An 11805-nucleotide genomic window follows, 5' to 3' on the forward strand; every position below is an offset into this window, starting at 1 on the left:
CCAAGAGGATAAATCATGAGAAATAGCCGCGTTGCGATCGTGCTGCTGCTGGCGTTGCTGATGGCGGGCGGCGCCGTGCTGGCGGCCGCCCGCTGGATGTCAGGGCAGGGCGCGCCGGCCAGCCAGACGGTGATGGTCGCGCTGGTCGATATCGGCGTGGGCGCGAAGGTGACGCCGGCCATGCTGCGCGGCATGGACTGGCCGGCGGGCGCCATGCCGCCGGGGGCGTTTGGCGAGGCCGGCGCGCTGGACGGGCGCATCACGCGCAGCGCCGTCAGCAGGGGCGAGCCTGTGCTGGAAAGCAAGCTCGCGCCGCCCGGCGCCACCGGTGGCCTGTCGGCCATCGTCGCTGCCGGCAAGCGCGCCATGACCGTGCGCGTCAACGATGTGGTGGGCGTGGCCGGCTTCGCGCTGCCGGGCAACTTCGTCGACATTCTCGTGCATACGCAGGATGACCGCGCCAGACCGGCGGGCGGCGGGCCGCTGGCCATTTCCAAGATCGTGCTCGAACGCATCCTGGTGCTGGCCGTGGCGCAGGAATCCGGCCGCGACGACAACAAGCCCAAGGTGGTCAACGCCGTGACCCTGGAACTGACGCCGGAGCAGGTGGAAAAGCTGGACCTGGCGCGCAGCGTGGGCAGCCTGTCGCTGGTGCTGCGCAACCAGGTCGATCCGGCGCCCGCCGACACGGGCGGCGCCACCAAGGAGTCGCTGCTGGAATTGAAGGCGCTGGCGCCGGCGGCGGCGCCCGTGCGCGCGGCGCGGCGTCAGACGGCCCCGGCACGCGCTGCCGCGCGCGACAGCGTCACCGTCATCAAGGGCATGGATACCAGCGTCCAGCAATTTTAAATCAGCAGGCAAGCAAGGATGATCGATGAATACATTTCGTAAGCACGCCTCGAGTGCGGGCATCCGCCTGGCCCTGGCCTTGGGCGGCGCGGCCGCGGGCCTGGCCTGGCCAGGCAGCGCCGGCGCGGCGGCGCCTTCCCGGCAGGCCGTCATGGCGCCAGTCGCGGCGCCGCCCATGTCGCTGGGCGCCGATATCGCCCGCCTGGGCGCGCCCGTGCGCATTGCCGTGGGCAAGTCCACCTTGCGCAGCCTGAGCCTGCCGGTGTCGCAGATCGCCGTCAACGATCCGCGCGTGGCCGGCGCCAGGATGCTGGGCTCGTCCAGCCAGCTGTTCGTCTGGGGCCTGGCCCCGGGCAGCACCAACCTGATCCTGTGGGACCGGCAGCAGCGCCCCGTGATCGTCGATATTGAAGTCGAGATCGATGTCGAGGGCTTGCAGGCGCAGTTGGCCTATGTCTTCCCCGGCGAGCATGCCGTCAAGGTGGGCGCGGCCGGCGGCAGCATCGTGCTGTCGGGGCAGGTCAGCGACAGCGTCAAGGCCAGCCAGATCCTCGAGATGGCGCAAGCCTATGCCCAGCGCGGCGCGGGCGAAGCGGCGGCGCCGGCCGACGGCGCCGCCAGCACTGCCAATGCCGCCGGCGGCGTCAAGGTCATCAATATGCTGACGGTCGCGGCGCCGCAGCAGGTCATGCTGGAAGTGAAGATCGCCGAAGTGTCGAAGACCCTGGTCGACCAGCTGGGCGCCAGCGTGGGCATCAGCGGCACGCGCGGCAACTGGAGCTACGGCCTGCTGTCGAACTTGCTCAGCGGCCATCCCAGCCAGCTGGGCGCCGTCAACGGCAAGAATGGCAACGGTCTCACGCTCGATGCGCAAAAGCGCGACGGCCTGGTCAAGGTGCTGGCCGAACCGAACATCATGGCCATCAGTGGCCAGGAAGCCAGTTTCCTCGCGGGCGGCAAGATTTTCATTCCGGTCGCGCAAGACAGCACCACCAACAAGATCACGCTGGAAGAAAAGGAATTCGGCATTGCCGTCAAGTTCACGCCCACCGTGCTCGAAGGCGGACGCATCAACCTGAAGGTGGCGCCGGAAGTGTCGGAGCTGAACCGCGAAGGCATCGGCATCACCACCGGCGGGGGCGCCGCCGCCAACGCGGTGCTGCCGGCCTTTACCACGCGGCGCACCACCACGACGGTGCAGTTGTTCGATGGCCAGAGTTTTGCCGTCGGCGGTTTGATCAAGAACAATGTGACGACCAATATCAAGGCCTTGCCCTTCCTGGGCGAGATTCCCGTGCTGGGCGCGCTGTTCCGCAGCAGCGATTTCCAGACGGACCGCACCGAGCTCGTCTTCATCATCACGCCGCACCTGGTCAAGCCGCTCGACAGTGAGATCGTGCTGCCGACCGATGCCTATGTGGCACCCAGCCGCGGCGAGTTCTTCTTGCAAGGAAAAATGGAAGGCGCCGCCGCGCCACGGCCGCGGCAGGACGCGGCCACGCAGACAGCGCCGGCCGGCGCGGACATTCAATAGGAGCACATCATGCAGCATCCCGTTTTCCTCCCCGTACTGCTGGCCGCGCTGGCCGCCAGCGGCTGCGCCGCCACGCCGAATCTGGACCGCCAGTTCGGCCACAGCGTCGCGCAGCTGCGCCAGCGCCAAATGCTGTCGCCGCAGGCGGGCGCGAACCGCGACCCCGTGGCCGGCTTGGACGGCAAGGCCGCCCAGGCCGCCTACGCGGCGTACCAGAAAAGCTTTGCCGCACCCGCGCCGCAAGCGGCCGCCTTCACCATCGGCGTCGGGGCGCGCAAGTGAAGCTGGCACCATCACCACAGAACCAGCAAGGCCTATCGTGAAAATCGCCATCAATTCCAGGGATGAAAAAACACTGTCCGCACTGGGCCAGCTGCTGCGCGGCCGCAACCGGCTCGACGAGATCGATGCGGGCGGCGAAACGCTCGAACCGCTGCAGGCGGCGCAGTCGCCGCCCGACGTGCTGATCTTCGACCGCCCGTCGAACGACGGCGCCGACCTGGCCGCCATCGAGCGCCTCAGCAACCTGCATCCGCGCATGGCTTTCATCGTGCTGTGCCACCAGCAGCCGCCCGAATTCCTGCTGCAGGCCATGCGCGCGGGCGTGCGCGACGTGCTGCCGTTTCCCGCCGCGCCGGCCAGCCTGTATGCGGCGCTCGAACGCATCGAGGAAAAGCTGGAGCGGCGCGAGCATGGCAATGGCAAGGTGCTGGCCTTCATCTCGTGCAAGGGCGGCAGCGGCGCCACCTTCATCGCCAGCAACCTCGGTTATGCGCTGGCCGCCGGCGGCCAGCAGCGCGTTGCCCTGATCGACATGAACCTGCATTTTGGCGACGCCTCGCTGTTCGTCTCCGAGAACAAGCCGCTGGCCACGCTGTCGGACGTCACGCGCGACATCCACCGGCTCGATTCCTCGTTCCTGGGATCGAGCATGCTGCACATCCTGCCCAACTACAGCGTGCTGGCCGCGCCCGAGGATCCCGCCCACGCCAGCGAAGTGGCGCCCGAACACATCGACGCCATCATCCGGCAGGCCAGGCGCCAGTACGATTTCATCGTGCTCGACGTGGGCCGCAACCTCGACGCCGTCAGCGTGCGCGCGCTGGACCACGCCGACATGATCTTTCCCGTCCTGCAGGCGACCTTGCCCTACATCCGCGACGGCAAGCGCCTGCTGGGCATGTTCCGCTCGCTCGAATACGCCAGTGACAAGGTGCATATCATCGTCAACCGCCACGACAAGGGCGGCGAGATCCGCCTGCGCGACCTGGAAGCGGCGTATGGCACGGCCGTCTACCGCACCGTGCCCAATCACTACGCCTCGGCGGCCGCCTCGGTCAACCAGGGCGTGCCGATTTTACAGCTCGACAAAGCCAGCCCGATCACGCGCTCGCTGCAGGAATTCGCCGCCAGCCTGGCCGGCGGCGCGGCCAGCACGGCGCGCCAGGGCTGGCTGGGCCGCGTCCTGCGGCGCGCCTGATCCACATCCCAGAACAGGAGCATTTCATGGCTAGTTCCCCCATCGCCGCCTTGTCCATCCGCGAACGTCTCGGCAGCGCCAAGATCGCCGCGCTCGCGCCGCAACGCATGGCGGCCATCGACAACCGCGGCTACCGCGACCTCAAGCTGCGCATCCATGGGCTGCTGCTCGAACGGGTCGACCTGGAAAGCATGCAGCGCCTGTCGCCGGAGCGCATCCGCGAAGAATTGCGCGGCCTGGTCGAGCGCTTGCTGGATGAAGAGGTGGTGGTCATCAACGAGGCCGAGCGCAGGAGCCTGACGCGCGATATCCAGCACGAGATGCTGGGCTTCGGCCCGCTGGAAACCCTGCTGTCGGACGTCAGTGTGTCGGACATCCTCGTCAACGGCCACCAGCAGGTGTATGTGGAGCGCGGCGGCCGCCTCGAGCTGACCGACGTGTGCTTCGACGATGACGCCCATCTGATGAAAATCATCGACAAGATCGTCTCGCGCGTGGGCCGGCGCATCGACGAATCGAGCCCCATGGTCGATGCGCGCCTGCCTGACGGTTCGCGCGTCAACGCCATCATCCCGCCGCTGGCCATCGACGGCCCCGTGATGTCGATCCGGCGTTTTTCCGTCGATCCGCTGCGCCTGGCCGACCTAGTCGCCTACCGCAGCATGACGGCGGAAATGGCCGAGGTGCTGCAGGGCCTGGGCAAGGCGAAGATGAATATCCTCATTTCCGGCGGCACGGGCAGCGGCAAGACCACCATGCTCAACGTGATTTCCGGCTTTATCGGCCAGACCGAACGCATCGTCACGGTGGAAGACGCGGCCGAACTGCAGTTGCAGCAGCCGCACGTGGTACGGCTGGAAACGCGTCCGCCGAATATCGAAGGCAAGGGCGAAGTGAGCCAGCGCGCGCTGGTGCGCAATGCGCTGCGCATGCGCCCCGACCGCATCATCCTGGGCGAGGTGCGCGGCGCCGAGGCGCTCGACATGCTGGGCGCCATGAACACGGGCCATGAAGGTTCGATGGCGACCATCCACGCCAACACGCCGCGCGACGCCATCACGCGGCTGGAAAACATGATCAGCATGGCGGCGGCCAACCTGCCCAGCAAGGCCATCCGGCAGCAGATCAGCTCGGCCGTGTCGGTGGTGGTGCAAGTGTCGCGCCTGATCGACGGCAAGCGCAAGGTGACGTCGATCCAGGAAATCACGGGCATGGAAGGGGAGGTCATCACGATGCAGGAAATCTTCAGTTTCCGGCAGACGGGCGTGGCCGAGGGCGGCGCGGTGGTCGGGCATTTCTCGGCCAGCGGCATCCGCCCGCGCTTTCTCGAACGCCTGAACAGCTTCGGAATCGGCGTGTCGGCCTCGCTGTTCGAACCCACCGCGGCGGGGCGCTGACCCGCCATGCTTTCCTACCTTGTCTATCTGTTTATTTTCCTGGCCGTCCTGCTGCTGGTGGCTGGCGCCTGGCTGGCGTGGCAGGCGGCGCGGGGGCCGGGCGCGGCGCGCGTGGCGCGGCGCCTGCAAGCCATGTATACGGCCAGCGATGGCGAACAGGCGCTGTCGATCACCAAGCAGCGCCCGCTGAGCGTCCATCCGTTTCTGCAAGGCGTGCTGGAAGGCTTGCCCGGCGCGGGGCGCATCGAGCAGCTATTGCTGCAGGCGGGCATGCGCTGGCTCGTGGCCGGTTTCCTCGGCTATTGCACACTCGGCGCGCTGGCCGGCCTGCTGCTGGCCGGCGCGCTGCCGCTGCCCTGGTATGTGCGCCTGGGCCTGGGCGCGGGCGGCGCCATGCTGCCGTATCTGCTGGTGCGCCGCGCCAGGAGCCGGCGGCTGGTGCGCATCGAGCAGCAACTGCCGGATGCGCTCGACCTGATGGGCCGCGCCATGCGCGCCGGCCATGCGTTTCCCACCGCGCTGAAAATGGTGGGCGAGGAGATGACGGGGCCGCTGGCCGAGGAATTTCGCGCCGTGTTCGACGAAGTCAGTTTCGGCGTCGCGATGGCCGATGCGCTGGCCAGCCTGGCCGCGCGCGTGCCCAGCACGGACTTGCGCTATTTCGTCATCGCCGTGCTGATCCAGCGCGAGACGGGCGGCAACCTGACTGAATTGCTGAGCAGCATCAGCGCCATCATCCGCGACCGCCTGAAATTGCTGGGACAGGTGCGCGTGCTGTCGGCCGAAGGGCGCATGTCGGCCTGGGTCCTGGGCCTGCTGCCGTTCGGCGCGGCGCTGATGATGCACGTGATGAATCCGCAGTTTATCGCCGTGCTGTACACGGATGGGGGCGGGCGCAAGATGGTCGGCGTGGCGCTGGGCTTGCTGATGGTTGGCGTGCTCTGCATCAGAAAAATTATCCATATCCGGGTGTGACATGAAAGAAAAAACACGATGAGCGGCATGAGCGCGGCGCAGCTGGCTTTGCTGGGCCTGCTGTTCCTGATCGTTTTCGCGCTGGCCTTGCTGGTGCTGCGCTTATTCGCCGGCAGCGCCGTGCAGGAGCGGCTGCAGGCGCTGGGCGATGCCGGCGCGGCCGGCGATAGCGGGCACCATGCCAGACGGCGCTGGCTGGCGCATGCCGTCAGCCTGACGCGCCCGCTGGCCAGGCTGTCGCTGCCGGACGAGGGCTGGGAAAGTTCGCCCATCCGCAGCCGCTTCGTCCATGCCGGCTGGCGCAGCCAGGCCGCGCCCGCGCTGTTTTACGCGGGCAAGACGGCCTTGTTCGTGGGCTTGCCGCTGCTGGCGTACTTCCTGCTGCGCCACGGCGGGCACAATATGCTGTTGTGGCTGGTCGCGGCCGCCGCCCTCGGCTATTACCTGCCCAATCTCTGGCTGTCGCATTGCCTGCAACAGCGCCAGCGCGAAGTGTTCGAAACCTTTCCCGATGCGCTGGACCTGATGACGGTGTGCGTCGAAGCGGGGCTGGCCATGGATGCGGCGCTGGCGCGCGTGGCGCAGGAAATCGGCTTGAAAAGCAAGGTCCTGGCCGAAGAGCTGCAACTGGTGACGCTGGAACTGCGCGCCGGCAGCGCCAAGGACAAGGCCTTGCGCAACCTGGCCCTGCGCACCGGGGTGGGAGATGTCGATGCGCTGGTGACCTTGCTGATCCAGGCCGAACGCTTCGGCACGAGCATCGCCGCGTCGCTGCGCGTGCAGTCCGACCAGCTGCGCACCAAGCGGCGCCAGCGCGCCGAGGAAACGGCGGCCAGGATCGCCCTCAAGCTGCTGTTCCCGCTGATCTTTTTTATCTTCCCGTCGCTGATGGTGGTGCTGATGGGACCGGCGTTCCTGCAGATTTACCGCGTGCTGCTGCCGGCCATGCGCGGCGGCTGAGGGCTGGCCGGGGCCAAAAAAAAGCTGCCGGAGTTTCCTCCGGCAGCTTTTTTACATCAGGGCGCGTCTGGCGATCAGGCGAATGGTGCCAGCAGGGGGATCATCTGGCCGAAGATCTTCGGGCTGGCGGCGATGACGTCGCCCTTGTACAGGTAGTCCGATTCGCCGGAAAATTCACCGACGATGCCGCCCGATTCCGTGATCATCAGGGCGCCGGCGGCGATATCCCAAGGCTTCAAGCCTTTTTCGTAGAAGCCGTCCAGGCGGCCGCAAGCGACGTTGGCCAGGTCCAGCGCGGCCGAGCCGGCACTGCGCACGCCCTGGCTGCGTTCGGCCATGATCTGGTACATCTTCAGGTATTCGTCGAGCGCGCGCGGGCCGGCGCCGTGGCCGGTGCCCAGCATGGCGTTCGAAATGCGGTCGAGCTTGGTGACGCGGATGCGTTTTTCGTTCAGGTAGGCGCCGGCGCCCTTGGTGGCCGTGAACAGGTCGTTGCGGACCGGATCGTAGATGACGGCTTGCGTGACGACGCCGCGATGCGCGAGGGCGATCGAGATGCAGTATTGCGGGAAGCCGTGGATAAAGTTGGTGGTGCCATCGATCGGGTCGATGATCCACTGATATTCATTCTCGTCGTGCGAGTTGGCGGAAGCTCCCGATTCCTCAGCCAGGAACGCGTGGTCCGGGTAGGCCTTGGACAGCACCTCGATGATGGCTTGTTCGGCCGCCTGGTCGACGTCGGTGACGAAATCGTTATGTTGTTTTTCCGTGACGACGACGCGGTCGAGGTCAAAAGAGGCGCGATTGATGACGGCGGCGCCGCGGCGGGCGGCTTTGATCGCCGTGTTGAGCATTGGGTGCATGTGAGCTTCCGTTAAAAGCACGCGACCGCCCATGGCCGCCTTGCGGCGCCGGTACGATAGAGTGCAAGAATGAATTAAAGAGCGGAGCGGTGCCGAAGTGGTTAAAATCCCGGCCTGGCGTCAGCGTTTTGTGACTCCGTTTCCCGAAATTTCCTGTATCGATACCGCGCAATAGCGCTATTTTAAATGAATCTGCCCGAAATCAACACGTCTCTTTTCAAACGCCTGCGATTTATTCTTGTCGAAACTAGTCGCTCTGGCAACATTGGCGCCGTCGCGCGCGCCATGAAAACGATGGGTTTTTCCGATCTGGTGCTGGTCAATCCCCGCTTTCCCGACGCCTTGACGGATGCGGAAGCGGTGGCCTTCGCCAGCGGCGCGCAGGATATTCTGTCCGGCGCGCGCATCGTCGGCTCGATCGCCGAGGCGCTCGAAGGCTGCAATTACGCGGCGGCCGTGTCGGCCCGACTGCGCGAATTCTCGCCGCCCGTCACGGCCCCGCGCGCCATCGCGGCCCAGCTGGCGGCCAGCGAAGACCTGCACGCGGCCGTCATCTTCGGCAACGAGCGCTTTGGCTTGCCCAACGAGATCGTCGAGCAGTGCAATGTGCTGATCAACATTCCCGCCAATCCCGAGTATTCCTCGCTGAACCTGTCGCAGGCGGCGCAGGTCGTCGCCTATGAATGCCGCGTGGCGGCGCTCGGCGATGGGCAGGCGGCCAGCCCCGTCGGCTTCCATGGCGACGCGGCCAGCCTGGCGCAGGTCGACGGCATGTATGCGCACCTGGAGCAGGCGCTGGTCGCCATCGACTTCCTCGACGCCGACAACCCGAAAAAGCTGATGCCGCGCTTGAAACGCCTGTTTTCGCGCGCGGGGCTGGAAACGGAAGAAGTCAATATCCTGCGCGGCATCGCGCGGCATATCCTGGCGGTCGCCAAAAAAGGCCCATGATCGAGACGCGGCTGCTGCGCCAGTTCATCGCCGTCGCCGAGGAACTCAATTTCCGCCGCGCGGCCGAACGGCTGCACATGGCGCAGCCGCCGTTGTCGCAGGCGATCCTGCGGCTGGAAGAGGCGCTCGGCTACCCCGTTTTCGAACGCACCAACCGCAAGGTCAGCCTGACGCCGGCAGGGGATGCCTTCCTGGCCACGGCGCGCCAGGTGCTGGCCAGGCTGGAAGAGGGCGTGGCCGCCACGCGCCGGGTGGCCCAAGGCATCGAAGGCCACTTGCGCCTCAGCTTCATCCACATCACGCCGTACGCCCACGTGCTGGACGCCTTGCGCGCCTTCCGCGCCGCCTCGCCCGCCGTGCAATTCACCTTGCGCGAAGCGTCGACGCAGCAGCAGGTCGAGTGGCTGGAACGGGGCGAGGTCGATATCGCCGTGCTGCGCGCGCCCGGCCGCAGCACGCCCGGCCTGCGCTTCGAGCGCCTGTCGGGCGAAGACATCGTGATCGCGCTGCCGTCGGATCACCGCTGCGCGGGCCAGGCGCGCGTGGACCTGGCGGACCTGGCCGGTGACGATTTCGTCGCCTCGCCGCGCGAGCTGGGCCAGGGTTTCCACGACCAGCTGGCCAGCCTGTGCCTGCATGCGGGTTTTGTGCCGCGCGTGGTGCAGCAGGCGCGCCGCTTGCAAACGGTGCTGGGACTGGTGGCAGCCGGCTTCGGCGTGGCCCTGCTGCCAGCCAGCCTGGCGGCGTCCAGGCCTGCCGGCGTCGTCATGCTGCCGCTGGCAAGCAGCGCGCCCGCGCCGCTGCGCCAGCTCGACCTGTACATGGCCTGGGACCCGCAACGCACGTCCGCCGTGCGCGAGCGGCTGCTGGCGCAACTGCGGCTGTCTGCTGCTCAATAAGACTTTGAACGTCTCGTTTCAAGATAAATAAGATATTTTACAGATGGTGGTGCAGGGGCCAGCATGGCGTTTTTGATTGTCAGGAGCTGCCATGTCTACCATGTCCTCACGCACAGTGCTGCCGTCCGCCATGCTGCCATCCTCCATTTATCTGCTTTCCCTGTGCAGCTTCGCCTTCGGCTTGTCTGAATTCATCGCCGCCGGCCTGTTGACCCCCATGGCGCGCGACTTGCACGCGAGCGTGGCGGCGGCTGGCGGCGCCATTGCCGCGTATGCGCTGGGGGCGGCCATCGGCGCGCCCGTGCTGACGGCCCTGCTGGCGCGCCGGCCTGTGCGCCAGGTGCTGGTGGCCACCATGCTCGTGCTGGCGGCCGGCAGCATGGCCATGGCGGCTGCGCCGGCGCTGGGTGCGCTGCTCGGTGTGCGTTTTGCCGTGGGCCTCGCGCATGGCGTGTTCATGGCCGTCGCTTCGCATGCGGCCACCAGCCTGGTCGACCCGTCCCGCGCGGGACGGGCGCTGTCCATCGTCTGGCTGGGCCTGACCCTGGCGCTGGCGGGCGGCGTGCCGCTGGGGACGTGGCTGGGCGCCGTCTCGTCGTGGCGCTGGGTATTTGTGGCCATCGGCGTGCTGGCCCTGTGCGGCGGTGCCGGCTTGCGCTGCGCCATGCCCGCCGCGCACCGGCCGCTTGCTGCCACGTCGGCCCTGGCCAGCTTGCGCGCCATCCTGCAGCCGCCCCTCCTGCTGGCGGCCGGCGTGGCGGCGCTGATCAGCGTGGCCACCTTCAGCTTTTTCACGTATGTCTCGCCGTTCCTGCTGCAGCTGGGCGGGCTCGATGCGGGCTGGCTCAGTGCCGCCATGCTGTGCTTTGGCGGGTGTGCCATCGGCGGCAACCTGCTGGGCGGCTGGTGCGCGGACCGTCCCCACGCGCTGCGCTTCACCGTGCTGGCCCTGGCCGCGCTGGCGCTCAACCTGCTGGGATTTTATGCGCTGCGCACGCATCCCCTGGCCATGCTGGCCCTGTGCGGCACCCTGGGCTTGCTGTTCTTTGCGCTCGTCACCCTGTCGACCATGCGCCTGCTGCGCCTGGCGCAGCGGCATTGCCCGGGCAGCGATGCGGTGGCGGCGGGCCTGAATATCGCCGCCTTCAATGCGGGCACGGCTGCCGGCGGGGCGCTGGGCGGTGTGCTGATCGTCGCCTTCGGCTTGCCAGGCATCGCCATCGGCGGCGCGCTGGCGGCGCTGCTGGCCATGCTGCCGCTGTGGTTACAGTCGCGTAAACTAGACGGCTCGCTCTAGTTTTTGCGCGCGGAAGCGCACTTCCTTTGGCGTACACTGGCCTGCAAAAGGCGGGACAAAACAAGGGGAGACATGGGAATGCGACGCAGATCGTTCTTGAAACTGGGCGTGTTGGGCGCCTGTGCGCTGGCCGCCGGCGGCGCCGCCTACCGCCTGGTGCGCGGGCCGGCGCCTCCTGGCCGTTTCGTGCTCGACGGCGAAGCGCGCGCGGCGCTGGCGGCCATCGTGCCGGCCATGCTGGGCAGCGCGCTGCCGCAGGAAGCCCCCGCGCGGGCCGCGGCGCTCGATGGCGCCATCGCCGGCGTGGACACGGCCATTCATGGCTTGCCGCTGGCGGCGCAGCAGGAAGTGCAGGACCTGTTCGGCTTGCTGGCGCTGGCGCCCGCGCGGCGCTTCGTCGCCGGCGTGAAAGATGGCTGGCTCGCAGCCGATCCAGCCCAGGTGGCCGCCTTTCTGCAGGCGTGGCGCACGCACCGCCTGGCCACCCTGCAGACGGCCTACCTGGCCCTGCATGACCTGATCCTCGGCGCCTGGTACGCCGATGCCGCCCACTGGGCCGCCATCGGCTATCCGGGACCGCTGCCCGAACTGAGCGCATAA

12 protein-coding genes are annotated in these 11805 nt (G+C 67.4%); 11 read left to right on the forward strand and 1 reads right to left on the reverse strand.

The features are described 5' to 3' along the window. Positions 1-15 precede the first annotated feature (15 nt). From cpaB to IGS60_RS19870, 7 genes are all read left to right on the forward strand, one after another. Complete coding sequence (gene cpaB / locus IGS60_RS19840; RefSeq protein ID WP_070312942.1) at positions 16-849, forward strand: Flp pilus assembly protein CpaB; 834 nt, start codon at positions 16-18, stop codon at positions 847-849. A gap of 25 nt (positions 850-874) precedes the next feature. Beyond that, entirely contained in the window at positions 875-2383 is a 1509-nt protein-coding gene (locus IGS60_RS19845; protein WP_230505923.1) for a type II and III secretion system protein family protein, read from the forward strand. Positions 2384-2392: 9 nt separating this feature from the next. Then, positions 2393-2665 (forward strand): hypothetical protein, encoded by a 273-nt coding sequence (locus IGS60_RS19850; protein WP_230505924.1) that lies wholly within the window; start codon positions 2393-2395, stop codon positions 2663-2665. Positions 2666-2702: 37 nt separating this feature from the next. Then, positions 2703-3863 (forward strand): AAA family ATPase, encoded by a 1161-nt coding sequence (locus IGS60_RS19855; protein ID WP_070224964.1) that lies wholly within the window; start codon positions 2703-2705, stop codon positions 3861-3863. A 107-nt stretch (positions 3864-3970) separates the two neighbouring features. Beyond that, positions 3971-5260, forward strand: a complete 1290-nt coding sequence (locus IGS60_RS19860; protein ID WP_230505965.1) for a CpaF family protein — start codon at positions 3971-3973, stop codon at positions 5258-5260. 6 nt (positions 5261-5266) lie between these two features. Further along, entirely contained in the window at positions 5267-6235 is a 969-nt protein-coding gene (locus IGS60_RS19865; RefSeq protein WP_230505925.1) for a type II secretion system F family protein, read from the forward strand. Between the two features lie 18 nt (positions 6236-6253). Then, the gene (locus IGS60_RS19870) at positions 6254-7195 is read left to right on the forward strand and encodes a type II secretion system F family protein (RefSeq protein ID WP_230505926.1); all 942 of its coding nucleotides are present in this window, start codon (positions 6254-6256) and stop codon (positions 7193-7195) included. A gap of 74 nt (positions 7196-7269) precedes the next feature. On the opposite strand, the gene IGS60_RS19875 is transcribed toward IGS60_RS19870, so the two are convergent. Further along, positions 7270-8049, reverse strand: coding sequence for an inositol monophosphatase family protein (locus tag IGS60_RS19875; RefSeq protein WP_070224967.1), 780 nt, complete (start codon positions 8047-8049; stop codon positions 7270-7272). A 195-nt stretch (positions 8050-8244) separates the two neighbouring features. Between IGS60_RS19875 and IGS60_RS19880 the strand changes: the two genes are divergently transcribed. The 4 genes from IGS60_RS19880 to IGS60_RS19895 all read left to right on the forward strand — a co-directional run bounded on the left by IGS60_RS19880 (position 8245) and on the right by IGS60_RS19895 (position 11805). Further along, positions 8245-9009, forward strand: coding sequence for an RNA methyltransferase (locus IGS60_RS19880; protein WP_230505927.1), 765 nt, complete (start codon positions 8245-8247; stop codon positions 9007-9009). Continuing rightward, on the forward strand, positions 9006-9908 hold the full coding sequence (locus IGS60_RS19885; protein WP_230505928.1) for a LysR substrate-binding domain-containing protein: 903 nt from the start codon (positions 9006-9008) through the stop codon (positions 9906-9908). The genes IGS60_RS19880 and IGS60_RS19885 overlap by 4 nt, the downstream gene beginning before the upstream one ends. A 100-nt stretch (positions 9909-10008) precedes the next feature. After that, positions 10009-11205 (forward strand): MFS transporter, encoded by a 1197-nt coding sequence (locus tag IGS60_RS19890; protein ID WP_230505929.1) that lies wholly within the window; start codon positions 10009-10011, stop codon positions 11203-11205. Positions 11206-11277: 72 nt separating this feature from the next. Further along, positions 11278-11805, forward strand: a complete 528-nt coding sequence (locus IGS60_RS19895; RefSeq protein WP_230505930.1) for a hypothetical protein — start codon at positions 11278-11280, stop codon at positions 11803-11805.

The organism is Janthinobacterium sp. FW305-128 (genome assembly GCF_020858135.1).
Lineage (GTDB): Bacteria > Pseudomonadota > Gammaproteobacteria > Burkholderiales > Burkholderiaceae_D > Janthinobacterium.

Bases quoted from the DNA above. Each gene is read 5' to 3' on its own strand.
- IGS60_RS19850 (WP_230505924.1), top strand. From the start codon at position 2,393: ATGCAGCATCCCGTTTTCCTCCCCGTACTGCTGGCCGCGCTGGCCGCC.
- IGS60_RS19875 (WP_070224967.1), bottom strand. From the start codon at position 8,049: ATGCTCAACACGGCGATCAAAGCCGCCCGCCGCGGCGCCGCCGTCATC.
- IGS60_RS19870 (WP_230505926.1), top strand. From the start codon at position 6,254: ATGAGCGGCATGAGCGCGGCGCAGCTGGCTTTGCTGGGCCTGCTGTTC.
- IGS60_RS19865 (WP_230505925.1), top strand. From the start codon at position 5,267: ATGCTTTCCTACCTTGTCTATCTGTTTATTTTCCTGGCCGTCCTGCTG.
- cpaB (WP_070312942.1), top strand. From the start codon at position 16: ATGAGAAATAGCCGCGTTGCGATCGTGCTGCTGCTGGCGTTGCTGATG.
- IGS60_RS19895 (WP_230505930.1), top strand. From the start codon at position 11,278: ATGGGAATGCGACGCAGATCGTTCTTGAAACTGGGCGTGTTGGGCGCC.
- IGS60_RS19845 (WP_230505923.1), top strand. From the start codon at position 875: ATGAATACATTTCGTAAGCACGCCTCGAGTGCGGGCATCCGCCTGGCC.
- IGS60_RS19890 (WP_230505929.1), top strand. From the start codon at position 10,009: ATGTCCTCACGCACAGTGCTGCCGTCCGCCATGCTGCCATCCTCCATT.
- IGS60_RS19860 (WP_230505965.1), top strand. From the start codon at position 3,971: ATGGCGGCCATCGACAACCGCGGCTACCGCGACCTCAAGCTGCGCATC.
- IGS60_RS19885 (WP_230505928.1), top strand. From the start codon at position 9,006: ATGATCGAGACGCGGCTGCTGCGCCAGTTCATCGCCGTCGCCGAGGAA.
- IGS60_RS19880 (WP_230505927.1), top strand. From the start codon at position 8,245: ATGAATCTGCCCGAAATCAACACGTCTCTTTTCAAACGCCTGCGATTT.